This window comes from Shouchella miscanthi, from assembly GCF_007725405.1.
GTDB classification, from domain to species: domain Bacteria; phylum Bacillota; class Bacilli; order Bacillales; family Bacillaceae_D; genus Shouchella; species Shouchella hunanensis.
The window spans coordinates 1292999-1318260 of the sequence record NZ_CP042163.1; the positions used below are offsets into that span (position 1 = coordinate 1292999).

General features: G+C 42.0%; 27 protein-coding genes. 25 read left to right on the forward strand and 2 right to left on the reverse strand.

Annotated elements, in window-relative coordinates; translation table 11 throughout:
- Positions 1–7 precede the first annotated feature (7 nt).
- The 25 genes from FPV17_RS06355 (at position 8) to FPV17_RS06475 (ending at position 23075) form a co-directional block, all read left to right on the forward strand.
- Positions 8–1606, forward strand: coding sequence for a hypothetical protein (locus FPV17_RS06355; protein WP_144558525.1), 1599 nt, complete (start codon positions 8–10; stop codon positions 1604–1606).
- Positions 1603–2703, forward strand: a complete 1101-nt coding sequence (locus FPV17_RS06360; RefSeq protein ID WP_144558526.1) for a phage minor capsid protein — start codon at positions 1603–1605, stop codon at positions 2701–2703. Before FPV17_RS06355 ends, FPV17_RS06360 begins: the two co-directional genes overlap by 4 nt.
- A gap of 95 nt (positions 2704–2798) precedes the next feature.
- Positions 2799–3473 (forward strand): hypothetical protein, encoded by a 675-nt coding sequence (locus tag FPV17_RS06365; RefSeq protein WP_144558527.1) that lies wholly within the window; start codon positions 2799–2801, stop codon positions 3471–3473.
- Between the two features lie 3 nt (positions 3474–3476).
- Positions 3477–3866 carry a hypothetical protein gene (locus tag FPV17_RS06370; protein ID WP_144558528.1) on the forward strand — a complete coding sequence of 130 codons (390 nt, stop codon included), beginning with the start codon at positions 3477–3479 and terminating at the stop codon, positions 3864–3866.
- A 49-nt stretch (positions 3867–3915) separates the two neighbouring features.
- Complete coding sequence (locus FPV17_RS06375) at positions 3916–4932, forward strand: major capsid protein (protein ID WP_144558529.1); 1017 nt, start codon at positions 3916–3918, stop codon at positions 4930–4932.
- Positions 4933–4943: 11 nt separating this feature from the next.
- Positions 4944–5201, forward strand: coding sequence for a hypothetical protein (locus tag FPV17_RS06380; RefSeq protein WP_144558530.1), 258 nt, complete (start codon positions 4944–4946; stop codon positions 5199–5201).
- 9 nt (positions 5202–5210) lie between these two features.
- Entirely contained in the window at positions 5211–5543 is a 333-nt protein-coding gene (locus FPV17_RS06385; protein WP_144558531.1) for a hypothetical protein, read from the forward strand.
- A complete protein-coding gene (locus FPV17_RS06390; RefSeq protein ID WP_144558532.1) occupies positions 5540–5881 on the forward strand; it encodes a hypothetical protein in 342 nt (113 codons plus the stop codon). The genes FPV17_RS06385 and FPV17_RS06390 overlap by 4 nt, the downstream gene beginning before the upstream one ends.
- Positions 5874–6356, forward strand: coding sequence for an HK97 gp10 family phage protein (locus FPV17_RS06395; protein WP_144558533.1), 483 nt, complete (start codon positions 5874–5876; stop codon positions 6354–6356). Before FPV17_RS06390 ends, FPV17_RS06395 begins: the two co-directional genes overlap by 8 nt.
- On the forward strand, positions 6353–6763 hold the full coding sequence (locus tag FPV17_RS06400; RefSeq protein WP_144558534.1) for a hypothetical protein: 411 nt from the start codon (positions 6353–6355) through the stop codon (positions 6761–6763). The genes FPV17_RS06395 and FPV17_RS06400 overlap by 4 nt, the downstream gene beginning before the upstream one ends.
- Entirely contained in the window at positions 6763–7326 is a 564-nt protein-coding gene (locus FPV17_RS06405) for a hypothetical protein (RefSeq protein ID WP_144558535.1), read from the forward strand. The genes FPV17_RS06400 and FPV17_RS06405 overlap by 1 nt, the downstream gene beginning before the upstream one ends.
- A 128-nt stretch (positions 7327–7454) precedes the next feature.
- The gene (locus tag FPV17_RS06410) at positions 7455–7925 is read left to right on the forward strand and encodes a hypothetical protein (protein ID WP_144558536.1); all 471 of its coding nucleotides are present in this window, start codon (positions 7455–7457) and stop codon (positions 7923–7925) included.
- A 140-nt stretch (positions 7926–8065) separates the two neighbouring features.
- The gene (locus FPV17_RS06415) at positions 8066–8266 is read left to right on the forward strand and encodes a hypothetical protein (RefSeq protein ID WP_144558537.1); all 201 of its coding nucleotides are present in this window, start codon (positions 8066–8068) and stop codon (positions 8264–8266) included.
- Between the two features lie 55 nt (positions 8267–8321).
- Entirely contained in the window at positions 8322–9308 is a 987-nt protein-coding gene (locus tag FPV17_RS06420; RefSeq protein WP_144558538.1) for a hypothetical protein, read from the forward strand.
- Positions 9309–9359: 51 nt separating this feature from the next.
- Positions 9360–14450: a peptidoglycan DD-metalloendopeptidase family protein gene (locus tag FPV17_RS06425; RefSeq protein WP_144558539.1), complete on the forward strand. Its 5091-nt coding sequence runs from the start codon at positions 9360–9362 to the stop codon at positions 14448–14450.
- Positions 14447–15268, forward strand: coding sequence for a phage tail family protein (locus FPV17_RS06430; protein WP_144558540.1), 822 nt, complete (start codon positions 14447–14449; stop codon positions 15266–15268). Before FPV17_RS06425 ends, FPV17_RS06430 begins: the two co-directional genes overlap by 4 nt.
- Before the next feature lie 10 nt (positions 15269–15278).
- Positions 15279–17210, forward strand: a complete 1932-nt coding sequence (locus FPV17_RS06435; protein WP_144558541.1) for a hypothetical protein — start codon at positions 15279–15281, stop codon at positions 17208–17210.
- A complete protein-coding gene (locus FPV17_RS06440; RefSeq protein WP_144558542.1) occupies positions 17210–17491 on the forward strand; it encodes a hypothetical protein in 282 nt (93 codons plus the stop codon). Before FPV17_RS06435 ends, FPV17_RS06440 begins: the two co-directional genes overlap by 1 nt.
- Before the next feature lie 202 nt (positions 17492–17693).
- Complete coding sequence (gene xerA, locus FPV17_RS06445) at positions 17694–18716, forward strand: site-specific tyrosine recombinase/integron integrase (protein ID WP_246117054.1); 1023 nt, start codon at positions 17694–17696, stop codon at positions 18714–18716.
- A 42-nt stretch (positions 18717–18758) separates the two neighbouring features.
- Positions 18759–20351, forward strand: a complete 1593-nt coding sequence (locus tag FPV17_RS06450) for a phage tail protein (protein WP_144558543.1) — start codon at positions 18759–18761, stop codon at positions 20349–20351.
- The gene (locus FPV17_RS06455; protein ID WP_144558544.1) at positions 20348–20767 is read left to right on the forward strand and encodes a hypothetical protein; all 420 of its coding nucleotides are present in this window, start codon (positions 20348–20350) and stop codon (positions 20765–20767) included. Before FPV17_RS06450 ends, FPV17_RS06455 begins: the two co-directional genes overlap by 4 nt.
- 128 nt (positions 20768–20895) lie before the next feature.
- The gene (locus FPV17_RS06460) at positions 20896–21324 is read left to right on the forward strand and encodes a hypothetical protein (RefSeq protein WP_144558545.1); all 429 of its coding nucleotides are present in this window, start codon (positions 20896–20898) and stop codon (positions 21322–21324) included.
- On the forward strand, positions 21288–21662 hold the full coding sequence (locus FPV17_RS06465) for a hypothetical protein (protein ID WP_144558546.1): 375 nt from the start codon (positions 21288–21290) through the stop codon (positions 21660–21662). The genes FPV17_RS06460 and FPV17_RS06465 overlap by 37 nt, the downstream gene beginning before the upstream one ends.
- 49 nt (positions 21663–21711) lie before the next feature.
- Complete coding sequence (locus FPV17_RS06470) at positions 21712–21978, forward strand: holin (protein WP_144558547.1); 267 nt, start codon at positions 21712–21714, stop codon at positions 21976–21978.
- A 2-nt stretch (positions 21979–21980) separates the two neighbouring features.
- Positions 21981–23075 carry an N-acetylmuramoyl-L-alanine amidase gene (locus tag FPV17_RS06475; RefSeq protein WP_144558548.1) on the forward strand — a complete coding sequence of 365 codons (1095 nt, stop codon included), beginning with the start codon at positions 21981–21983 and terminating at the stop codon, positions 23073–23075.
- Positions 23076–23267: 192 nt separating this feature from the next.
- Here the strand turns inward: FPV17_RS06475 and FPV17_RS06480 are convergent, their stop codons facing one another.
- Both FPV17_RS06480 and FPV17_RS06485 read right to left on the reverse strand, forming a co-directional pair.
- Complete coding sequence (locus FPV17_RS06480; RefSeq protein WP_246117053.1) at positions 23268–24254, reverse strand: DUF3644 domain-containing protein; 987 nt, start codon at positions 24252–24254, stop codon at positions 23268–23270.
- A 149-nt stretch (positions 24255–24403) separates the two neighbouring features.
- The gene (locus FPV17_RS06485; RefSeq protein WP_144558549.1) at positions 24404–25123 is read right to left on the reverse strand and encodes a RipA family octameric membrane protein; all 720 of its coding nucleotides are present in this window, start codon (positions 25121–25123) and stop codon (positions 24404–24406) included.
- Positions 25124–25262 lie beyond the last annotated feature (139 nt).

Genomic DNA, 25262 nt, shown 5'->3' on the forward strand with positions numbered 1-25262 from the left:
GTGACACATGGCATTAAGAACATGGGACAAGTTTGACAAGAGCATCATAGAAGAGACACACGGAAGCATTGAGCGGTACCGCGACCTGTACGAAGGTAATCATATTGAATTGTTCCCACGCGCTAAACGACTAGCGCAACAAGGCGAGATCACAGACGCAATCGCAGAGGGGAATCATGTAGCACAACAAATACAGACGCCTTACATCATAGCGAATGTGAGTAAGTTAATACCAGAGATACCTGCGGTACTCGTTGCTCGTTCGATTGGTTCGGTCACATCCTCGCTTTTAAGACGACAAGAACAGATCGAAGAGCTGGACGACGAAACAGACAGCATGATAGAGGGACCAGATGACAACTCGCTAAATGCTGAAATACTGGACGCGCAACAAGAGATCATTGAACAAATTGAGAAGAACAGCAAGCTTCGTACCGAACATTGGACGAACATAGTTCAGCATCAGGTAGATGGTGGTTTGGTTGGTTGTGTATGGATCGACGAACTGGGCCCACGTATGGAAATGAAACAGCGTGACGTTTATTTTCCGCACGATGACGATTTGGGTGTAGATCTGGTTTATGATCGCAAGATCTATGACGACCGCTATTTACACGTTTACCGTGAACGAGTGGAGAAAGATGGATTGCACACTGAACATCTACTCTTTATGGGTGAGGACAACAGCACTGAGTTTATCCCTGTTGATGAAGAGGAAGCGAAACAGCTACTTGGTATGAAGGATCTCAAGAAGGTATACAAAGGGCGCAACCGTCCATTTGTTGTGTATTGGGCAAACGAGAAGACATTCCGAAACCCGCTAGGTCGTAGTTGCCTTAAAGGCATAGAAGGAAAGCAGGATGAAATCAACTGGACACTAACGCGCTCGGCTATAACTTTTGAGCGTAATGGTAAACCTCGTATCGCAGTGAGTGAAGAAGTATTCAGTAGATTGGAAGAGTTAGCGGCTCAACGCTATGGGGAAGACAACCCGGAGAAAAAGATTGATCATCGCGATTTAGAGATCACAACGTTTGATGAGAACGGAAAAGCGCTTGAGATCATTCAAATTGATACGAGCAAGATTGGTGACATTGAGACTGTGCGCAACCTTATGCAGATGGTTCTGTCAGAAACGCGTACAAGCTCAAAGGCGATTGATTACTACTTAGGTGAGTCAACTGGTACCGCATCCGCTCAAAGTGGTGTAGCGAAGTTCTACGACCTTCTAACATCCATTCTAAAAGCGGAGCAGATACAAAGCGAGTACATCTACTTCCTCCAACAGCTCTATGAAAATATTTTGTGGCTCATGGCAGAAGAGGATGAGGCGGTAATGATTGAGGAACCGGACATTGCAATTCGTTCTATGATTCCAATTAGCCGCAAAGAATTGCTGGAAGAGAACGCGATGGCTTACGAGAAAGGCACGCAGAGCCTTGAAACAACTGTGCGCAACTGTAACCCTCTGGCATCAGAAGAGTGGATACAACAAGAGCTAGAGCGCTTAGAAATGGCATCAGAAACGCCTAATACATTTGGTGGTGGCACGTTGTCGAGTTACCTTGATAACCGCGACCAACCGTTGACGAGCGATGAAGAATGAACATTGACCAACTTCTACGCTACTTCTCTGATGCTCTAGAAGACATTTACCGTAACGTCGGTAGTATAGAAGGTTTATCGACCGACAGAGGCGCACAGGAGCTTATACGTTCAATCTCTGACACACTCGATAGTTTAGGAATAGCCATTGAAGAAGTCTTGCCTAACGAAATCCTAGAAGCGTATACGTCTGGTTTGATAACAGGTAATACGCTGCTAAGGGAAGAGGGGTTGGCGGTCGCTGGCATTGTGAAGAGTGACCAAGCGGTTATTCGTCCCATTCTACAGCGTAAGTTACACCGAGAGGCTTTATTTGAGATCACAAACAGTGGAATGGAAGACATACGAGCTTCGCTCGAAGTTGCCAAGAGTTATATGGCCGCTGATATTAATCAGGTCAGACAGACCTTTAAAGATGATATGGCGCGTGGGTCTATTCAAGGTGATCATAATCGCGTGATATCCGCTCGCATCAGCCAGAGATTTAAAGAACATGGCATTGTCGGTCATCGTACTATTGATGGGAAGCTGTTACCAATCGACTTTTATTCTAGTACAGTGGTTCGAACGAAACTGAGGGACGCTAACACAAAGGGCGCTGTTAATCGCTACACCGAAAACGGAGTGACAACCGTCAAGATAAGCGGTCAGGGGCAAACGTGTCAGGTATGCGCTCGGTATCAGAACTTAGTCGTAAGCTTAACAGGTGAGCATGAAGGCTTCGCGTCAATCAATGATAACAATATCAAGCTACCGCCGTTTCATCCGAACTGCCGTTGTACGTGCAGGCCTTTTGTATTGGAATACAAGACACCTCGAGAGATTCAGGAAGAAAAAGACCGATGGAAAGCCTTTGATCCTGTAAAGGATGTTCGCTCCCCTACACAAAAGAGAGCGTATGAAAGAGAGCAAAAACAACGTGTACAACGTAACGCCGAAAAGAAACAATACGCTGAAATGGTCATGTTGCTAGGTGATGATGCCCCTAAGACATTAGGCGCCTTTAGACGTATGAAGAAAGCCAACTCGCTTAATTTTCGAGATAAGAAAGCAGAAATGCGAGCAATCAAACGAAACGCAAAAGCCTCTAGTGGATAGTGGCTTATTTGTCGTGTCAAACCGTGCTGGGACACTATAAACATGTACGAGTAACGGGATCGCACACCAGACGTGCAGACGAAAGGAGAAAGATTATGTTTGCTAAACCATTGTTTAAGAAAAGAGCGCTACGTTTAGATATGAACCTTCAAATGTTTGCTGATGGTGGTAAGGATGATGATCCAGACGACGACCAAGGGGACGATACTCCTGACCTCGCCGAGTTACTGAAGAATCCAGAATTTAAAAAGCAATATGAAGCAGACATGAAGGGGAAACTAGGGAAGCGACTGAAAAAATATAAAGACGTTGACCTAGAAGAATATGAGCGCCTTAAACAAGAAGCCGCAAGCAAGGAAGATCCAGACGACGAAGAGGATGACAATAAAGCAGACTCTAAGTTGGACGAGTATGGAAAGCGTCTCGCCCGCGCTGAACGTAAAGAGAAGAGGGCAGCGGTCAAAGAATACGCTATGGAAAATAAGTTCAACGCTAAACTCGCAACGAAGCTTATCAGTATTGATGAGATTGAGTTGGATGATGATGGCGAACCAACGAACTTAGAGGAGCTATTCGAAGACCTAGCAGAAGAGTTTCCAGAGTACTTCACTGAAAAAGAGGAGGAAGAGGAACCTTCTAAATCTGGTTATGGACCAGGAGTGAAACAAAAGAATAATAGTAGAACGAAAAAGCCAGATGGTTACGAGGTTGGTAAAAGTTCTTACGCTCGTATCCAAGCAAGACGAAACAAAAATCGGAAAGGGGAATAACACATGTCTTATACGTTAAAACACGGCCGTACTGAATTTAAAGGCGGTATCAATATCCTCGCTTCGCGAGATTTGCAGTGGACTGAACACGGTATTACGCTCGATGCAGAGCATACAGGAGCGAAATACTTACCTGTTGGAACGCCAGTTTGTCGGAACCTTGGGACTGGTAAATACGAGGTTTATTCAGATGGCGAAGAGGGATCAAAACCAGAGGGGTATGATGATTTTGCGTTATTAAATGTTGATGTAAACGTTGATGGTAAGCATGACGTCATCATTGGTGAGGTACTTATCAAAGCATCAGTTTATGAAGCAAAGCTTCCTGATACGGTAACAGAGAAATTCAAAGAACTTACAAGACCGCTTATTCGCTATATAAAACACATCTAAACGCCAAACAAGGCGTATTTTTTATGTTTAAAAACGAGGAGGAAACAAAATGCCAGGTATTACACACTTAGAAGAATTCCAACAGCCAGCGCTTCGTGCGTTGGTCGATGAGTCGGAGCAAGATGCTCCCATTTCATTTGCAGATCGCTTTTTGCCAACAGAGCCCGTGTTCTCGCGTAACTTCGCTGGTGACATCATCAAGACAAATAATTTCCTAGCCGGTTACATCGGGAAAGGTTCAGAACCACCGACCGTTGATCGTAACGAAATGGCTTCGTACATGGGCGAAATTGCCCAGTTCGGTCTACAAGACATTGTAACGTATAGCGAGATTGAGGCGCTTCATGAGGCAATGAATAATGCTCGCTATCAAGATGCTGTTGATCGTATTACGGTACGTGCTGTAGATATTGTGGATGCGACGCGCCGCCTTATTCAATTGGCGAAAGCTGAGGCACTTTGTAAAGGAGAGTTATCTACTAACCGTAACAAAATTAAGTTTGATTTCGACTTTGGCATCCCCGCTGAAAACAAAGTAGCTCTTACAGGTGGCAATGATTTTAGTTCTCCTGACTTTGATATCTTAGGGTTCTTAGAAGAGCAAGTGCAAGCCTATTCAGATTTGAATCGCCGTCTGCCTGAAACCATGCTGTTGTCTCGTCAGGTTCTTCAAATGATGTTAAAGAACGAGCAAATTATTGCAGAGGCTGGACGTTCAGAGGGTTCTAATCGTGCATCCCAAGCAAATTTAAATAACGTGCTGCAAGAATTTGGTTTACCTTCAATTGAGGTAGTGCTAGACCGAGCTATAACGTATAAGGATAACGAAACCTCAAGCATTCTTACGAATGAGTTCCTACCTGTTAATCGGATTGTTATGGCTTCAAGCGGCGCAGGCAAATACTTACTTGGCCCAACGCTAGAAAATAACTTTCAACCAGGTATTTTGTTGACAGCAGAAGATCAAAAGAAACCAGTACAATCTGTCGTTGAGACGGTAGGTGCCGGGTTCCCTGTACTCGAAAACCCATTCTTAGTTAAACACTTGGATGTATTCACACCATAAGGAGGTAGCGCATGTCTAAACATACTGTCGAAGTATTAGATGCCATTGTTGATGGAAAAAAGAAAGGCGAAAAGCTGGATATTGATACAAAGTCAGCGAAGTACCTTGAATCAATCCATTACGTTAAAATCATCGGACCTGTGAAAGAAGAGAATAAGCAGAAGGATGATGAAAAGAAGGAGGATTCAGATGCCGAAGCCAAGCAAGGGGACTCCGAAGGACATGAGGCTCAAGAAAAACAAAAGGAAAAAGGGCAGAAAAAGAAGTAGGTGATTGGAATGGACTATGAGTCTATAAACGCTTATCTCGCTCAAATGCCCTTTACAGGCTTATATGATGGGTTATCGTCCGATGACAAGGTAAAGCATGTTTTCAATGCGCAGGAGGTACTTAAAGCGCACTTCCGTCCATCTTTGTTATCTGAGCGTGCTGTAGCCTTACAACTCTTGTATATGCTTGAAGGAGAGGAAGAGGAATACGCTAAGCTTCGAAGGCAAGGAGTGTCCTCTTTTTCTACCAATCGCGTGTCTGCTTCTTTATCAGGAAACGGAATTGCCCCAGAAGTGAAGGCTTTGCTTAAGTCTAAAGGTAGAGTGGGTCGGCTACAATGAAACCTCCTATGAGAGACGATGTAGTCGTCATGACAACGCAATTAGATGAAAATGGCAATCCTATTACTGACAATCGCGGTCGCCCTATAGCACCTAAAGAAACACCGACAAAAGCGCGTATCACAAACAAAGTTAGGGTCGTGCGTAACCGTCAGGGTGTGGAAGAGAAAACGAGTATTGAATTTGACTTACCGCCTGATGTTGAATTCGGTTTCGACTCAACCATTTCGTATACAGACACATTCGGCCAAGAGCGCAAGGCTCAGGTTGTTAACTGGGAAGAGTCAACGAACCTTAGCGGTTCGAAGGTCTATTTCAGGACGGTGTACGGTGGCTAGACGCGATTTTATGAGTGTTCAATGGCGAGGGTTGAAAGAGCTTGAAAAAGAGTTTAAGGCGATGCCTAAGAGGTTTGAGCGTGCAGCCATTCAAGAGCTAGGCAAGTACAGTTCGTTGCTTGAAGAAGGCACCAAAGCACTTGTACATCATGACGAAGGGGATTTAGAGGACTCTATCTCCTTTGATCCACCTAAGAAAAAGGGTCAAGGCTTTGAATTCGAAGGTGGTTCTTCTTCGAAGTACGCTTTAAGAAGACATTATGAACCTCCTAGAATGGGTGTACACGACAAGTTGCCGGGCGATAACTATTACGTTGGTGGTAGAGGGCGAAGAACGCACAATAAACCAGCGTGGCGAGGCGAAAGGGCAGGAAGACTTTATTTAGAGCGAGCTATCCGTGTAACGGATAAAGATTTCCAACGAACGGGAGAGCGCATTTTAGAACGAACCATGGATAGGAGGGGGCGCAAGTGATACAGGCTTGGATGCGTGAAGAGTTAGCTAGGGCTTTACCTAAGTTCACGTGGACGTTTGACCAGTATACAGCAAAAGACCATACTGGCACTGTCTATAGCGAAGGTGGATTACGTCCCTCATCAAGCGAAATTATGATGCGATACCCTAACTATCAGGTTTGGATACGCTCTTCTGATTGGGATTTAGCGCAACACGCAGCATATAAGGTATTCGATCTTTTCCACCGCCGAGGTTTAGATCGTAATTTTGATATATCAATAGACGACGGGATAGAGAAAAAGAGCTATCGCGTCTTTTTAATGTCCGCAGTTCAAGACCCGATACAAATCGGTCTAGAGGGCGATCTCATGCAATGGTCCATCAACTTTGATGTGACTCTATTAGAAATCAAGGAGGAATTATAATGCCAGAATTTAATCCATATGACATTCCGTTTGGTCCAGCAACTTTTATCATTGATGAGGGTTTAGATAGCGAAATTCGTTTTGATGGTGTAGATGAAATGCAAAACGAAGGTGGAGAGGTGACACTCACACCAGAAACTGAAGACATCGTTATTTTAGATTACGGAAATACAGCATGGGATAAACGTTTAGTTGGATGGGAAGCAGAGGTGGTTGTTTCAGCAGCACGTCAGACGCTTAAAATCTTACACGCAGCTATGTCTTTTGCGAGCGAGGTTGAGGGTACTGATGGGCGAGTAATAGGACTGCAAGATGCAAAAATTGGTTCATCTGCCAGGGAACGAGCACGCACCTTAACAATTCGTCCGAGAAATGCATCTGATTCGTCTCAAGATATTTATCTCTATAAAGTTGCGGCGATTGGCGATTTTAACCGATCATTTGGCAACGAGCAAGGTAATGTGCCGATGACATTTTCCGTATTTCCTAAAGACGGCGCAGACCCAACAAAGGACGGAAACTATTTCTATATTGGTGATCGTTCGGGATTAGATACGCCCTAATGAGCCCCAACCGGATCCTGAGCCACAACCTGAACTACAACCAGAAGAGCCGGACGGGGAACCAGAAGAACCGATAGAAGAAGACGAATAAAGGGGCTTATGCCCCTTATCTATTAGGAGGAAGTTAAATGACAACAATCTCGTTAAAAGTAAAAGGTGAAGAAGGCGAAGTAAAGAAGGTTAACCATGAAATTGAAGCGATTGGCGTATTTCAATTAGAAAAAGCAATGCGGACTCTAAAAGAAATCTTTGACGTTTTACAGCAAGACGAACAGCTATTAAACGTTGTAAATGATTTCTTGGAAGAATCAGAAGGCATGAGTGATGAACAAATGGTACAAAAACTAGTATCGTCGTTTGAAACATTGACAGTTAAATTGCCTGGTAAAGCTGTTGAACTCTTATCTGTCTTATCTAATATCGACTTAGAGACATTACGTGAACAAAAGGTGTTGGACGTATTCGACATTTTTGAAGCAGTTGTAGAAGAAAATGATGTGGAGAAGTTGGTTAAACGTGCAAAAAAGTCTTTGGGCGTCGCCAAGAAGGCGTTCAAATTCCTCAAGAAAGAGAAGAAAGAAGAGGAGACGTCAGCTTAGAGGAGGCTTTTGGCTATAAATTAGCCAACAAATTAGGTGGTTATAATCAAATTAAACAAATGTCGGCGATGACTCTCTTAGGCTTTATGGATACTGCACTAACAGAGGATGAAAGCAAAGCAGATCAAGAGCGTCAGCGTATGTATATTGAATATCTCATGATGGTACATGCGCGTACTCCACAAACAAAAGAGGAGAAGAAGGCGCAAGATAAATTCGCGCAAGAGCTTAAGCCGAAAGAGTTTATCCAACAAAAGAAAGGCCCTGCGAAGGTCTATAAGTGGGATGAAGGTCTCATGAACAGACTTAAAGCGGAACAACAAAAAAGGCTGAATATGTAGTCTTTTCTGCTTATTACTCGTATACTAGTTATATGAATAAGCGGAGGTGTTTCTTATGGCTGAGAAACAAGGGTTTTGGTCATCGATAGTCAATGGTGATGAAAGGTCTCAAGGATTAAGGGATTTGAGGAATCAGGAAACTGAATTACAGCGCAAATATCGCGAGGATATAGATGCGAATTTTAAAGAAGAAATGAATCTTAGGAAGAAAATGAACAAATTACCAACAGGAGATAGGGAAGACATTCATAATTTGATTACTGATTTAAAAAAACAAAAACAGATTATTAAAGCTCGTTATAAATCAGAGAAATCATTACTAAAAGACGAGGTCAAAAATTATATCAGTGAAACCTCTTCTATCAGAAAAGAAAAAAATCGTACAGAGAAAGAAATCTTAGCCGAAACAAATGTAGAGTTTAAGGAGTCTTTAAAAGCTATCCCAGAGATATTCAAAGATAGTATAAAAGAAGCGAAAAAAGGGTTGCAAGAATCTAAAGTAGATGGTTGGGAAAAAGAGAAACAAAGACTAATTGAAAAAGGTTATTCAGAAAAGGGGATTGAAGAGGCTAAATTTCATTGGGACAAACCGATGTGGCAAAAAATGGAGGAAAGTTACACCGGTCAAAAAAGAATGCCCGATTATGAAAAATCACAAACCACTAATAGAACATTAGGTTCAATTAAATTAGAACATCTAGGCGGTCATCCTAGAGTTAAAAAAGGCAACGTAACTATTAAGGCAGGGAAAGAGTCTGGGACACTTCAATTTGGAAGTAGATCTATTATGGTAACAGGAATGGGTTGGGAAGAAAAAGGAAAGCGTTCTGGTGGTAAAGCCGCCGCGGGCGCTGTTGTAGGTGGTATCGTTACCGCTCCAATTACATGGGGTGCTGGTGCTATCGTGGGTGCTGCTATAGGTGGTAGAAAGAAAGATGATTCAGTTGTAGCAATTGCGTTTTCTGATGGGAGCGTAAATTACACAATGTACTTAAAGGCTGACGCAAAAGAATATCAGAAGCTATGTAAGCTTCTTGCATAAGCATCCTGCTTTCAGGGTGCTTTTTATTGTGCCTTGAAAGGAGGATGGAGAATGGCAACATCTGTACGTGAGTTACGTGCAAACTTCACTGCTCATGCAAGAGGTTTAAGAACCGCTATTAGACAAGCGATAAAAGATTTGCGGTCAATGACTCAAGGTACTGTACAGAATACACGTGGTTTGAATCAGACAAATCAAGCCGCTCGTACAATGACGAGAACATTTAAAACAGCGGATGGACAAACGAGGACGGTTACAGCACGTATTAACAACATGTCCAAAGCTAATACGTTAGCGAGTCGTAGTTCAATTACACTCGCCAATCGAACGAATGAATTTGGTCGAGTCGTAAACCGTACGTCTGGACAAGTCCGGTCGTTTGGGACAATGACCGCTCAACAGTATCAAAATATTGCCAGACAGGGATCAATTGTTGCTAGAAGCACAAGGGCAATGGCAACCGAATCGTCACGTTCATTTAATCAGATGAACAGAACCTCAACGAACTACTCGCGTCAATTTATATCAGCGATGCGCAACAACGCGCGTTCAACCGAAGATATGAATCGTTCTATGCGTTCATTAGGCACACAGGGCGTTCGCCAAACCAATACGCTCAGTAACGCGATACGAACCCTAAGAAACCCATTGAATGAAGCGAATGCATCAACACATGCAATGGCGAGGAACTTCGAAACGATGTCATCTAGCTCTGTTCAATCTGTACGTAGAGTGGGAAGAGAAGTTGCAAACACAGCGAGCCAAATGCCTCAACAGGCGTCTATCATGACCTCGGCTTTTAACGGAGTAAATAGCGTATTGAGAAACCTTGGGGGTGGCTTAACTACATTCCGTAACGCTGTAGGGACGATTGCACAACCTGTAATGACCGCCACGGCTTCTATATCGAGAAGTGTTATTGGTGGAATCGTATCGCCTTTCCGCGAGGCAACGAATGTCGTAAAAGGGTACGCGACGGCGCTAGGGTTGTTATCGACAGGTGCATTAGCCAATACAGGGATGGCGCGGTTATCTGCGATTGAAAACGCTGGTGTGTCCCTAGAAGTCATGTTGGGTGATGCTGAGAAAGCAGATGCTTTTCTAGATGATGTCCTTACATTTGCGCGTACAACACCTTTTGCGTTCCCTGATCTGGCTGAGTCTGCGAGAAACCTTGTAGCATTCGGGATGGAAACGGATAAAGTAGTTCCGACAATGCAAGCAATTGGTGATGCTGCCGCTGGTGCTGGTAAAGGATCGCAAGGGTTGAACATGATTGCGGCCGCTTTTGGAGATTTACAAATAACAGCCAATGCTAGCCTCGACCCCATTAGGCGACTAGAGGGTAATGGTGTCCCTGCTCTTAAAATCTTGGCTAACCAAGCGGGTATAAGCGTTGATGAAATGCAAAAGAAAATTTCGAGTGGATCTATCGAGTCTACTTGGGCAATTGAATCGCTTGTAGAGGGCATGCAAAACGGAACCGATGGCGTTGCTGGTGAGACGGCTGCCATGGCTGGTTTAATGGAGCGAATGAAAGATACGTGGACAGGCTCTGTCGATAGTTTGAAGTCATCCATATCGTCAACAATGGCGACTATCATGGAGCCGATGAAACCCCATATCCAAGCGGCAATGGCTTGGTTCGGTGATACGTTTAGTAAACTACCTAATGCGATAACAATTTTTAAAGATGTTGCTGTAACAGCATTTGACTATATATCTAACGCTATAAGTAAGTTGCCTTTGCTTTCGTTAAGCGATGGGTTCAGTATCATTAAAAATGTTTTTCAAGCAGCTATACCGATTGTGCAAAGTTTTGGTAGCTCAATGGTTGAACATTTCAAGAACATCTTACCTACATTACAATCAGTCTTAGGCGGTATAAAAGAAGTTGCATCATTCGCGATGCCATATCTTAAAGATGCCGTAAATGCAGTCGTTCCGTTTGTTTTAACGATGTTTAATAAAATCTATGGGTTTTGGCAAAAGGAAGGTCAATCCATTTCCAATGCTGTATCCAATGCATTTAACACGATCCTATCAATCGTGAACTTTGTCATGCCAGCAGTTTTATTTGTTGTTGATATGATATGGACAGCGATAAAGAACGTTATTAATGGTGCAGTCAATGTTATTCAGGGTATTATAGGCATTTTTGTTGGTATATTCACAGGCGACCTGTCTAAGATGTGGGAAGGCATAAAAAATTTATTCATTGGTGCCATTGAACTTATTTGGGGAATTATTAATCTAACGTTCTTTGGAAGGATCGCAAAAGGCGTAATCATGTTTTTTACCTTGTTAAGGTCACTAGTAAGACAAGGTTGGGAGTTTGTTGTAAAACTCTTCACTAAAGGTGTGCAACCTGCATGGAAAGTGCTGAAAAGAGCTTGGGATTATATTGTAGATATAACCCAATTTACATTTAGAAATATAAAGAACTTTATTTCTGACTTCTGGGTGGGGTTAACAAAAATATTCGGAGCGGTTAAAGAAATAAGTTTACCAGTTATCAAAGCCTTTACAACCATGTGGAAGTCAGTGGGAAATATATTCACCAATTTAAGAAAGGTCATTTCAGATGGTTGGAATTTTATCACTGGAATCTTCTCAAGTGTATTAATTAGAATAGGTGAGCTTATTTCAGCAGGATTTAACGCTTATATTCGAACAGTAAATTCAGTACTAGGTAGCATTAGGAATGGCATAACATATGTATGGAATGGTATTTATAACTTCTTCAGTAAGGTACTAACTTCAATAGGTCAATTCATTGCCCGCACTTGGACTGGCGCTAGAGATAACACGATGGGAACTGTGAACGCAATTGCCAGCTTCATTAGACGTATATGGAATTTCATGTTTACGACGATCAGAAATTTCGCTGGTCGTATTTTTAATGCTGTTAAGTCCGCATTTACTAGAACGTACAACACAACGAAATCAGTGTTTAACACGGTAAAGGACTTCATTACGACAGTCTGGAATGCTTATGTCAATATCATTCGTACAGTCGCAACAACAATCTTTAACGCGGTTCGAACAGCTTTTACGAATGTCTGGAATACGACGCGAAACATCTTTAACACAGTACGTAACTTCATTTCAAATCTCTGGACGAATCTGTTTAACATTATCCGTACATCCGCAAACAATATTTTTAATGCCGTACGATCAGCGTTTAATTTTGTTCTCAACACAACTCGATCAATATTCAATTCTGTGTGGAATTTTATAAAACGAGTGTGGAACAGCATCTATACGACAATAAGGACATTTGTGCAAAATACGGTAAATCGGATACGTCAGCATTGGGAGATGGCCAGAAATAATACGATGGGTATTTTCAATGCCGTTCTCGCTTTCATTAGAAGGGTATGGACTAGTATCTTCAATGCCATTCGTGACCGTGTGCTTTCAATATTCAATCGCATTCGAGACACGTTCAATTCTGCAAGAGAGACGATATCGAGCATCTTTAATAACGTCTGGACATTCATTCGATCTATATGGACACGTATTTATGAAAATATCGCGTCTCGCGTAACTCGGATTCGAGATAACATCCGCAACGGCTTCGACACCGCAAGGAAGTGGGTAAGCGACATTGTATCCAACATGTGGACGAATGTTAGGAATACATTTGACGACATCGTATCTGCAGCAAGAGACTTACCTGGTAGAATTGGTACGGGGATTAAAAACATGGCCAACAAAGTTAAGGAAGGCATTAGTTCAGTTAGTAACCGAATGCTAGAGGGTTTAGCTGTAGGTGTTAACGGCGTTATCCGTGGCGTAAATTGGGTGCTTGATAAGATCGGAGTAAGCACTAGATTGCCAGAATGGAAGCCGAACTACGCGAGTGCATCAGGTGGAGGCAATAGAGGACGTCAGCTAAACAACAGCGAGATTCCACAATACGCTAAAGGTACAGGAGGACACCCCGGCGGTCTTGCGATGGTCGGTGATGGTGGCATGGAGGAATTGATTCAGTTCCCGAATGGTCGCTTAGCGATGTCACCTAATACAAATACGCTAGTCAACATGCCAAGAGGTACCGCTGTAATGAGTGGTCCAGATACGAAAAGCTTTTTAAGCTCATTACCTCACTATAACAATGGCGTCGGTAAATTTGTATCTGGCGCGATTGATTGGACAAAGGACATGGGCGGTCGTGCTGTAGGCGCTGTGAAAAACGGTGTTGGTGCCCTAAAAGACAAAGCAATGGACGTATGGGACTGGATGGCAGGAGGTGCTAAGAACCTCATGAACAAAGTATTGGATACAATGGGCGTTGTCGCTCCTAGTTTCCCTGGTGGCATGGGTGAGATGTCAAAAGGGGCTTTTGGTTATGCCAAGAATAAGGTCATTGATTATGTGAAAGGCTTACTACCTGACTTTAGCGCAGGTGGTGGAGGCAATGGTCCGGGTTGGCCGTCTCCATTTAGAAAGTCGTCATCCTTTAACCCGGCTAGACGTCATCCTATAACGGGTAGAATCCAGCCCCACAACGGTGATGACTGGGCGGCGCCGAGCGGTACGCCAATCCCATCACAATCCGCTGGTCGAGTCACAAAAAGCGGATGGGGTACAGGTTATGGAAACGTCATCTATGTACAATCAGGCGGTGGATTAGAATATCGATATGCTCACAATAGCCGTAACCTCGTATCTGTTGGCGATATCGTCAGACCGGGACAAACGATTGGACTTGTAGGTTCAACTGGTGACAGTACAGGGCCGCACGTACACTATGAGGTGCGACGTAACGGTAGGCCGCTTAACCCTTCTGGCTTTGCGGATGGTGGTATTGTAGACATGGCTCAGTTAGCTTGGATTGCGGAAGGTGGATGGGCAGAGTCGGTTATCTCTCACGATCCAGCGAAGCGCGTAAGACAAAAAGCAATCTGGAAAGAGACGGGTGATAACCTTGGCTTCACAGACAACGACAGCAAAGTGGTTAGCTTGTTACAACAGCTTAATCAGTTAGTTGGACAAGGCTTCGAAGGGATGCCTGATGAGCTTGTCTTAAACGTGGATAGCCGACCGATGGCAAGAACGTTACTCAAGCCATTGAATCAGATGCAAGCGGATATGGCTGCAAATAAAATCATTATGAAGGGAGGGGGAAGACGTTGATTGTTACAGTAGAAAGGCTAGACGGTACGAAATACGTGTTGGATGAGGAACTAGGATTGATATGCTCTGATTTCATCGTAGATTCTCCCTCCCCGGTAACAGAAACCTCTACAAGACCGGGTGTAGATGGTTATGCCGATCTAGGCACAACATACGAAGGGCGTACGCTGTACGCTCGCTTTTACTTAACCGGCGTTAATAACTATCATTATGCAATGCTTCGCTCACAGGTGTTTCGCATTTTCGACAGCCGAGAGGAATTTATTGTTTATACAAGTGAGGAATCTAGAAAGAGGTGGCGTGTTAAATGCGCTGCTTCTTTTCCTGTTAATCGAATTGCGGGCCCGGTTGGAGAGTTTGAAGTACCGTTCATATCGAAAAGCCCCTATGCAGAGTCGCTAGGGACGCTAAGAAACGACTTTACCTTTCGTGAGGATGTATGGGCATTCGGGCAGAATATACCACTTGGCGTGCCTCTCTCGTACGAATTTACGCAACGACGATTTAGCGTATGGAACCTGGGTGACACAGATGTGGATGGACGTCATGATTACCTACGCATTTATTACAAAGGCGCAAGCAACAACCTCACGATTACAAATCGGACAACAGGAGAGGTATGGCGATACAACGGATCAAGCAATACAAATGACACCATTGTTTTAGATGGTGTTTTTTCGCGTAAAAACGGGTCATCTATATTCGGACAAACAAACCGCAATGTCATGACATTGGCGGTAGGAGAAAACATTTTCGAAATAACAGGTACAAGCGGAGCCTTTACGATTGAATTCGACCTCCGCTTTTTGTACTTCTAGGAGGGATTGCATGTCAGGTATTAATGATCAGGTAGGCCCACGGCTTTATCAAACGCTTGAAGATATAACGGGATTGCATAAGGAGTCAAAGGAAGCGCGTGAGCGTTCGCAGAAAGCAGAAGATAAAGCGGCTTCCGCAGATTGGAAAAGCGAAATTACGCAGAAACGTCTATTTGAAGCAGTGGACGGGCAAGAGCAATTAGACGAAACCAAAATGATTCGCGTGGATGTAGAAGACGGTAAAGTTTACCCAAATGCATCCGCTAAATTGGACGCGGTACAGCAACGGACTACCGCGCAGTTGGCACAAACAGCACTACACTCGGTTGGTGGTGATAAAGTTGTTTCTATGGCTGTTTATAAACGTTTAATTCCAGAAAATGATGATAAAGGTCGGTTGGAAAGAGCTTTGATTGACATAGCTCCAGGTGATACACTCGTACTTGGCGATAAAGAATACTACACAGGATCAACAATTAAGTGTGAGAAGCATGTGAATCTGTTGGGATTTAAAACAAAAATTAAACCTACTACAGATGGACAAGATGTATTGCTTCAGTTTGACAAAATTGATGGACTAATAATTAACGGTCTTGATTTCGATCAGGAAAATCGTGGGCGAACATCATTAGCATTGAATGAGTGTACAAACTTCTCGATTATTTATTGCTCGTTTACTGGGTATAGCAAAGATTTCGGACACGGCACGACCGATAGTGGCGTGAGATTGCATAACTGTATTAACGGAAAGTTAATTGGGCTCGATTTTGAAAATCACGGTTTTCAATACGGAGTCGGAGTTAATGAATTGAACCGATGCATTACCATTCAAGGCGAGAAGAGTGATGGCACGTTAATATCTGATTGTAGCTTCAATAAAGTAAATCAAGCTATTGTTATTTCGCACGGAAACCATATCGTGGTTTCCAGCTTTTTTAAAGATGTTCGAGATAACTCACTATACTTCTTATCTACAGTAGATAGTGTTCTTGTAACAGCGTGTCAATTTGACGATCGGTATGATGAAAGTATAGTACTGTCAGGTGGATCGTATATCATAGCAAACAACCGCTTTGCTAATGTCCCAAATAAATTGGTTGCGATTGCAGGAAATACTAAAAGTATAACTTTCTGCAATAACGACTGCGATAACAGCAGTATTGATAGAGGTCAATTCATTGTTTATCGAAATATGGATGACGTAGTTGGTAACTTGTTTATTTATCAAAATGGATTTTTGCAACCTATAAACGCTAACAATCACGAATATTTCGGTATCGGTTCAGTTAAAAACTTCAAATTTTACGATAATGACGTTGAAGTGTTTACAGCCGCTTATCAAAGGATGATTTATTTCAATGGTAAAGAAGCGGTAGGCTTTGTTGATCGCAACAGATTTAGAGGGACTTCGGCGCAAGGCGTGTCGGTTGAGATTAATATCAATAAGGTTGAAAACCCAGTAGTCGTGTTCGGAGATAATGAACAACGTGCCTGTCGTGCAAATGCAAGGGGCTTAATAATTAGAGGGAATAACCAGCTACAGTTTTTAAGTAACACACCGTATGTATTAGGACGTGTTCAAAATAGCGAGTTTTGGGCTGATTCAGTACCAACAACCGGGACGTGGAAAACTGGCGATGTTTGTAAAAATACGAATCCTGATAGTGGTGGAATTGAAAAATGGGTATGCGCCGCTAGTGGGACACCCGGTACCTGGGTGCCTGTACAATTGGGTGTGAGACGTAGTATCGGTTTTACACCAAACTATGTGGGGCAAAAGGCTATTGTTAACGGGGTTTCTTATACGGCGGTTGGACTAGGATCTCAAGATGATTGGCAAAGAGATACAAATGCTCAAGGGTTTTACACTCAACAGCATTATATTGTTCTTATTAACCGATTTGAAGCTATAGAAGCCAGATTAAATAGAGGTGGTATTTAATGATTATAGGTTTGGAAATACCCTATTATGAGCTAAACAATGGTCTTCTGGCACGCAGGGCTTTTGCGAGGATCGATACGTTTCAAGGGAATCGTAACAGCATGGCAATTGATGTGAAAGTTTACGCGAATCAATCGCAGGCAGAATTGGGAGCGCCCTATATTGATTCTTTTATTGTTGACATCCCGTATGAAGGTGGAGATGTTTTTGAACAAGGCTATGAATTTTTAAAGACAATAGACCGTTTTGAGGATGCAAAAGACGTTGTTTCAGAGGAGTAGGACGCTACTGTCTGGTAATTGTCGAATAATATCAAGCACAAATGTTCGTCTATTTGTTGAATGGAAAAACGTGGTATGATAGCCTAGGAGTAGGTAGGAAAGGGTAGCTCCCTGACCGTCAGCGCACCCAGATGCGCACCTGCTCTATTTTTATTGGCAGGTGTTGTCTAAAGCGCAATACATTCCGCTGGGGGAATAAAAAATGAATAACGTAGCAAGAATGGAAGTCAACGCGCAAGAGTATTTGTTGTCTGAAATGGTTGCACTTGTGTATGATCTTGTGCCAGGGATTGATGTGGACAAGCTTAGAAACAAAGTGTCATTTATTGTATCCAAGTACCATGTAAAACAGTCTCGAGCCCAACAAGTCGAGTCAGACTTACCTAAAAAGGTTGAGATGTTCCTTTCAGCCAAGAAGCTTGAGAACAGAAGCAAAGAGACCATAAAAGGTTACGGCATTGATCTCAGGCTCTTTTGTAAGCACATGGATCATCATAACAAACAGACTGAGCATATTACGAGTGCGGACATTAGAACGTACCTTTCCAGCTACGAAAATCGAAAAATGAGCACAATTGGGAAAAAGCTATCGGTGTTAAAGTCATTCTTTGGATGGCTTGTCGCCGAAGAGTTTATTCAGCGTGATCCAACTTTGAAAATAAATCCACCTAAGACTGAAAAACGCATGCCGAAAGCGTTGACGATAGAAGAATTAGAACTAATGAGGGAATCGTGTAAAACGATACGACAACGAGCCTTTTTAGAGGTGTTTTACGCCACTGGTTGTCGTTTGTCAGAGATACACTCTCTTGATCGATCTGATATCAATGCACAAAACATGAGTAGCAACGTTGTCGGGAAAGGTGATAAAGAGCGAGAGGTTTACTTGTCGTTCAAAGCCATGTACCACCTTAACAAGTATCTAAAATCGCGAAATGATGATTGTCCTGCATTGATGGTTACGCAGCGGTCGCCGATCAGACGTATGGATAAAAAGACCATCCAAGATGAGATCAAAAAAATAGCAAAGAATTGTGATCTTGATCATAAAGTTTCGTGTCACGTGCTAAGGCATACATTCGCGACTTTGACTTTAAATAATGGTGCAAAGTTAGAAGCGGTTCAAGAAATCCTTGGACATAGCAATCCGCAAACAACATTGCGATATGCTCACATAACAAAGGAATACAAGCAAGAACAATATAGAAAGCACTTAGTGCAATGAAGCATCTCGATTGGGGTGCTTTTTTCATTGAAAGGAGGGTCTATGAAAAAACCTGATCCAATTATTATCCAAACTATGTCCGGTGTATTTGAACCACTCACAGGCACCTTTGCCGAGGCAGCGCGAGAAACCGACGATGGCGAGAAATCTTTCTCATTCAGCATCCAAAAGGATGAGAGTAATGCTCATTTATTTGATCTCCTCTTGCCAAAAGAAGCGATCATATTCGAGAACGAGCGCTATGTCATTGATCCATACGACCACGATCCACTCGGCACCACTGTCGTAAAGTCTATAGAGGCGCGTCATGAGATATTTGATATCTTAAAAGCTGAGTATCAAACAACCGAAACAACAGGCGCCTTGCGTATCAGACGAGCGCTTGATCTTGCTTTAGCAAACACAGGTGTCACATATACCTTTGTCGGTGCAGACTTGCCTAGTGAAGACTTTGAAAACTTCGGCCGCGCTTCGGCGCTTGAAATGATGCAACAGATTATGGATCGTTTTGGTGTCCATTACCGAATAAGCGGCAGACATTTAACGATAGCGGTTGAAATTGCGCGCTACACCGATGGTCAATTCCGTCACGGTCACAACCTTAAATCGATTCGTGAGCATCAAGACGGATCTGATATCATCACGTACATCGAAGGTTGGGGGCGAATGAATGAGGAGACTGACCAACCGATTGTTAAAACGATATACGAGTCTGAACATAGCGGACGGTATACCGATCACGAAACTGGTAATAAGCGCTTGTATAAAGCATTCTTTCAGGATGACCGCTTTACCACCCAAGCTGGTATTGATGCAGAGGCGGCGCGTAGAGCAAGTGGACTGCCGCACTATCACTTAGAAGTGGAATACGAGGAATTAGTAGAGAATGGTCTTAAGCTACATGACTTTCAATTAGGGGACTATATTTGGGCCATACATGAAAAGATGCAGCTCGATATTCAAGCGAAGATCATTTCCGTCGAGCGCTATCCATATGAAAACAGAAGTCCCGTTGTCGAACTGGGCTCTTTTCGTCGTGACATCACAGACAAAATCAATGGTCTTGAACAGAATAACAAACGCATCGATGTGTTGAATGCATCTGTTGCGGTCGCTAGGCAAGAGTCAATCAACGCTAATGAAGTAGCAAAGGCTGCTCAACAAGCAGTTAGTGGAAACAGTCAAGATTTATCAAATCATATTAACGATATGACACGACATGTAACGCTCGAGCAAGTTCGTAGATGGGATAGCAACCCTTCATCTAGCGATGTGGAAGCGGATATTAGAGCGGTACGCGATGATTTGAACAAGGTTGATGAAAAAGTAGCTTCTGCACAGCAAGAAGCTAGTGATGCTTTAAATCAAGCCAATAACCGCAATAGGTCAAGAGCCTTATTCATAGGTGACGGTACTCAAACGGTTTTTACATTGCCTTTTTCTTATGATATTGGCATGAACCAATTAGACGTGTATGTAGGCTATACGAAGCGTATAAGTGGAACTCCTGCTGACTTATTGCCCGTTGGATTCATACCGGATTATAACGAAACAAGCACAACGCAAATTAGTTTTACTGATGCACCACCGATAAATGCACCAATTGAAATCTTAATAAAGGAGGTGTTGTCTTGAGGAAAGTGCCTGAAGAATTAACCCATCAGGAGAAAGCGGATCAAGCAATGGAAATGGCAAAAGCAATGGGTGCTAATCCACCTTGGAACTCTTTGGCCCTACAAAATAACTACCGCAATTTAGATGGTCACACTTTAAAAGTAGCTAAATTCAATCCGAATGTAATTCGTTTTCAAGGAGCCGTTCGCTCGGGTTTACTATCAGCGAATACGGTCATTACAGTCTTGCCGCAAGGATTTAGACCAATAACGCCAAAAATGCTTGTAGTAGGGCTGGATGGACTTACAGGAGGGTTGTTGGGTTTAGTGTCAGGTAGTGCAATCCTAGATATCTCAACTGACGGGCAGGTGAGGTTAAGAAATGCGTTAGTAGCATCAAACCTCATCTTTTATGGAGTGACATTGGATCTAACATGAAAACGGGGAGCCGATACTCCCCTACGCCTTACACAAGGAAAAGGCGGTACTTATTTATAGCACAAAACACAAGGGAGTAAACGAGCCAAAACTCCTGATAAATATGGCACATGAGAGGAGGGAAGGCGATGGAGGAGAACAAGATGATCAAATATGACACCATGCTAGACACACTGTCAATAGTCTTAACATTCTATATGGGCGTCACAGGGATTTTCTTTATTTTCTCGGATCGAGGGTTGTTTTATCAATCTGAAACTTACAAAGTGATGGCAACATTAATACCGCAGTACGGATGGGGAATATTATTTCTCGCGGCCGCTGTGGTTTTATCAATTGCGGTAGTCGCTGAAACCAAATATCAATATTTATTGTTTATTGCAGGAGGGTTAATGACAACCATCTTGCTATTTTTATATGCATTAGCCTCATTTGATGCAGGTACACCGAGCGTATTGCCTTATCGCTATTTAGCTATGAGTTTATTTAGTGCGGCTATCGCTGTCTTGGGAGGAATAGCATGGAGAACAACACGCCGATTACAAGAGCCGAAGTAAAGGTTGAGATTCAAAAGCAGTTGGCTCCTGTAGTAAAAAAAATGGATGATATGAAGGACGATCACCATAAGTTGCATATATTGTTTTCTGAGCAAAAGGGTGTTCTGATACAGATTGCAGAGAATACAAAAGGATTTAAAGACGCGGTAAATGGTGTTAAAGACAGCGTAAATAAGGTCGATGATCGACTTGGTGTTGTGGAATCAGAATACGAGTTGAAGAGGGAAAATCAAAAAGGGAAGTGGGAGCTACTTAAAATTGTGTTTGGCGCTGGTGGTATTTTTACTGTCATCATATTAGCCATCATACAGCTTTTAGGGGGATTCCCAACGACGTAAGCCATCCTGTGAGACTCGGGGTGGCTATTTATTATGAGGAGGAATTTATATGCAGGAAGTTTTATTGTTCGCTACAGTGCTTGCACCTATCGTGTTAGCACTTATTGAGTTGGTTAAAAAGACGTTCAAGGTGAAGGTAAATCTTTTGCCTTTAATTGCGTTGGTTATCGGTCTATCGATCGGTGCGGCGGCAACGCCTTTTACTGACATGGAATTAACATTAAGGTTATGGGCTGGTGGTTTTGCAGGTCTATCAGCAACAGGGTTATTCGAACTTGTAAAACATCGTGATGGACAAACTAAGGAGGGGAAATAATTATGGCTAAAGTTGCAATGTGTGCAGGACACGGAGGTAATGGATCGACAGCAGGTAAAAGAACACCAGCGGGTGAGTACGAATGGAACTTTAACAATAAGGTAGTACTTGCCGCAATTGCTGTCCTTAGAGCGTCAGGTCATGAGGTATTACGCTTAGATGATCCGACGGGTAAAACAGATGTATCGCTAAAAACACGTACAGACCGCGCTAATTCATGGGGCGCTGATATTTATATCTCTGTCCATCATAACGCTTTGGGCTCTAGGTGGAGAGATGAGGAGACCGGTATTGAAACCTTTACCCAAAATGGCAATCACCCAGACGCTGAAAGGTTAGCGGCGGCTGTACACCCTCTATATGTTAAAGCAATGGGATTGCGTGATCGTGGGGTTAAAAAGGCGAATCTGCATATCACAAGAGAGACGAGGATGCCTGCAATACTAACAGAGGGCGGGTTCATGGACTCTCGCCACGATGTGGCTGTTATGCGTGATGATGACAAATTGAAAGCGCAAGGCGAGGCAATTGCTAAAGGGGCGATTGCTTATTTAGGTGGAGAAGTGACGATTCCGAACGATACAAAGACAGGTGGGGTAATTGTTGATAATAGACCTGCTCCTAAACCATCGAAGAAATCCATCGCTCAAATGGCTGATGAAGTAATCGCTCAAAAGCATGGTAACGGGCACGAAAACCGACGTAAATCATTAGGTATCAGTGTAGCTGAATACGAGAAGGTGAGAGCGGAAGTCAACCGGAAATCAGGTCTAGGATCATCAAAGCCAGCACCAGCCAAGCCTAAAAAAAGCATTGCTCAAATGGCTACGGAAGTCATCAACAACCAACATGGCAATGGTCATGATAACCGTAGAAGATCCTTGGGAATTTCTCAGGCAGAATACGAGAAAGTGCGAGCTGAGGTTAACCGTCGTGCAGGTGGCGGAACAAAGAGTCCTGTTAAATCCGTTGACCAGATGGCTAGAGAGGTGATAGCAGGCAAGCATGGTAATGGACATGAGGCGCGTAGGAAGTCATTAGGTATCTCACAGGCGCAGTATAATCAAGTTAGAGCAAGAGTAAATCAGTTGGGATAAACAAAAAAGCCCCGCTTCGGCGGGGTTAAACAAATTCACTATTATACAGCTATCTTAAGACGTTATAAAAAACTATACATATATCTCGATATAAGATATAATATATATAATAAAGATAACTTGCGATGGATAAGGCTGGGTTCCCGAATGGGAGTATGTGGTTAACCACTTAGAATTCCTTTGCCCCTGAGGTTATCTTTTTTTCATGCCCTCTTTTAATTTATCATATATATACTCAGGGTCTGCTTCAATTTCTTTATAAATTAAATCGATTGTTCTCTGTGAGTATCTGTATATCACTTGTTTCCCCGATTCCCCAGATTGAAATTGAAAGCAATAAGCCTCATCTGATTTTAATTCGAAATAATCCACGAATAACAAGAATACATGCATATTAATTCCAAATTCAATTTCGCTTTTACCTAATCTCTTTTTTAACGAATTAATACAATTTTTTGCACTATGAGGATGTGTTTTATTTGGATCTTTTATTTCTCTTAATACCTTAATTTTCACATCCGAATTATTATCGATGCCAACGAATGAAGTTGCTTTACTCTTATCTTTTACTAAAAAATGTTGATGCTCTATAACTATGGCAAATTTACCATGAGCGTTAGATTTCTTGCTAAGATAACTAATCTCTTCATTTACATCAATTATTTTCTTCGCAATTTCTTCTGGATATTTAGCGATTATCTTGCTATTATCAATCGCTTCCATTGAGACATTTAGTGTAAGGAAATTTTGAGGAATTAGAGTTGTTACATCAAAATTATGAAATTCACTTAATTTCTCGGAAAAGTTAATTACGCATGATTGAAACAAGGGAATATAAACCATTTCATATTCTTCTGTTATAAAGTGAGTGCTCGTATTACGTAGCTCAATTATCTTTTCTAAATTTTTTCTTAAGGGGTCTTTGTCGTTGGTAAATATTTGTTTAACGGCATACTCTAACGAAATTGTTCTATCGCTCTCTTTGTAGTAAATGCTATTTTCTCCAAATTTTTTTATAAGGTGTGATTTCAACATTAGTTCCCAAGCGTTACAGATAAAAAAGGCGAATCCCTCAACTCTGTATTGTATGGTGGGTTTATTGTAGATTTCAATTCCTAGTATAAATGCTTCGTGACTTTTATCTAATAATCTGTCCGCAATTGGTTTTTCAGTTGCCAAAATACCCACGCCTTTTCTAAAAGATTGTAATTTTTATTATACTTTATATATACAAAGGATTCATTAAACATTTATATATTGTTATAAATATAAACACAAAAACCCCGCTTCTCAGCGAGGTCTCAAGGGGGTTATTAAATATCATTACATCATTTTCCATTTTCTCTTAAATAAACTGTATAGTTCTCATCTTCACCTTTATTAGTTAGGTCATGAGAACTGTTTGTTGAACTATCAATTATTTTTATAATTATTTTTAATGAAATGAATGCAATCACTAATAAGAAAGATTCAACAATAGTTATTGTAGTAAATTCATGTATAAAATCAGGAGGTAAATCAGGTGGGGGAGAGTTAAATCTATAAATTTTGTCCACGATAAATAGAATGCTGTGAACTATAACTAATCCCAACCAAATACGGAAGATATTCTTACTTAAGTTTAAATTTATCTTTGATACTGAATAAAATTTAGGTGTATTATTTTTAATTATTAAGGATTTGTAGAGCGGACCTAAAACATCATCCTCAAATAAATCGACTTGTCTCTCCCAGTTATCTTGCCAGGTTTTACTACCCTCATTGACCTTCCACCAACTGTAAGCAAAGACCGATCCTATACAACTAAGAATAACGACATATATACTTGATGACATATCTCTTTCTGAGGATACAAGTAAAAAGTAGCCAGCAAATGTCGCAGCAAGAAAAGTCCAAAAATAAGTCGCTCTTTTCCAATACAGTTCTATTTCAAATTTTCTAATATCCAAAGCATAATTAAGAGCCATCATTTTTCTCTTTTTATCAAATTTATCTAGATAATCATCTTGATTAATAGTTGTACTTTTACTTTTATCGTTCTCATTCAATTAAAATCACCTCTTATTTAGATAACTATAGTATATATCGGTAATTAATTCATTACTAAACAGTTGTTAAAGGTTTATCGTTACTTGTGTAGAATAGGATATTTAAGGAGGTTAAGTATGAGAAGAGAATTTGAAGCAT

Bases quoted from the DNA above. Each gene is read 5' to 3' on its own strand.
- FPV17_RS06355 (WP_144558525.1), top strand. From the start codon at position 8: ATGGCATTAAGAACATGGGACAAGTTTGACAAGAGCATCATAGAAGAG.
- FPV17_RS06360 (WP_144558526.1), top strand. From the start codon at position 1,603: ATGAACATTGACCAACTTCTACGCTACTTCTCTGATGCTCTAGAAGAC.
- FPV17_RS06365 (WP_144558527.1), top strand. From the start codon at position 2,799: ATGTTTGCTAAACCATTGTTTAAGAAAAGAGCGCTACGTTTAGATATG.
- FPV17_RS06370 (WP_144558528.1), top strand. From the start codon at position 3,477: ATGTCTTATACGTTAAAACACGGCCGTACTGAATTTAAAGGCGGTATC.
- FPV17_RS06375 (WP_144558529.1), top strand. From the start codon at position 3,916: ATGCCAGGTATTACACACTTAGAAGAATTCCAACAGCCAGCGCTTCGT.
- FPV17_RS06380 (WP_144558530.1), top strand. From the start codon at position 4,944: ATGTCTAAACATACTGTCGAAGTATTAGATGCCATTGTTGATGGAAAA.
- FPV17_RS06385 (WP_144558531.1), top strand. From the start codon at position 5,211: ATGGACTATGAGTCTATAAACGCTTATCTCGCTCAAATGCCCTTTACA.
- FPV17_RS06390 (WP_144558532.1), top strand. From the start codon at position 5,540: ATGAAACCTCCTATGAGAGACGATGTAGTCGTCATGACAACGCAATTA.
- FPV17_RS06405 (WP_144558535.1), top strand. From the start codon at position 6,763: ATGCCAGAATTTAATCCATATGACATTCCGTTTGGTCCAGCAACTTTT.
- FPV17_RS06410 (WP_144558536.1), top strand. From the start codon at position 7,455: ATGACAACAATCTCGTTAAAAGTAAAAGGTGAAGAAGGCGAAGTAAAG.
- FPV17_RS06415 (WP_144558537.1), top strand. From the start codon at position 8,066: ATGTATATTGAATATCTCATGATGGTACATGCGCGTACTCCACAAACA.
- FPV17_RS06420 (WP_144558538.1), top strand. From the start codon at position 8,322: ATGGCTGAGAAACAAGGGTTTTGGTCATCGATAGTCAATGGTGATGAA.
- FPV17_RS06425 (WP_144558539.1), top strand. From the start codon at position 9,360: ATGGCAACATCTGTACGTGAGTTACGTGCAAACTTCACTGCTCATGCA.
- FPV17_RS06435 (WP_144558541.1), top strand. From the start codon at position 15,279: ATGTCAGGTATTAATGATCAGGTAGGCCCACGGCTTTATCAAACGCTT.
- FPV17_RS06440 (WP_144558542.1), top strand. From the start codon at position 17,210: ATGATTATAGGTTTGGAAATACCCTATTATGAGCTAAACAATGGTCTT.
- xerA (WP_246117054.1), top strand. From the start codon at position 17,694: ATGAATAACGTAGCAAGAATGGAAGTCAACGCGCAAGAGTATTTGTTG.
- FPV17_RS06450 (WP_144558543.1), top strand. From the start codon at position 18,759: ATGAAAAAACCTGATCCAATTATTATCCAAACTATGTCCGGTGTATTT.
- FPV17_RS06460 (WP_144558545.1), top strand. From the start codon at position 20,896: ATGGAGGAGAACAAGATGATCAAATATGACACCATGCTAGACACACTG.
- FPV17_RS06465 (WP_144558546.1), top strand. From the start codon at position 21,288: ATGGAGAACAACACGCCGATTACAAGAGCCGAAGTAAAGGTTGAGATT.
- FPV17_RS06470 (WP_144558547.1), top strand. From the start codon at position 21,712: ATGCAGGAAGTTTTATTGTTCGCTACAGTGCTTGCACCTATCGTGTTA.
- FPV17_RS06475 (WP_144558548.1), top strand. From the start codon at position 21,981: ATGGCTAAAGTTGCAATGTGTGCAGGACACGGAGGTAATGGATCGACA.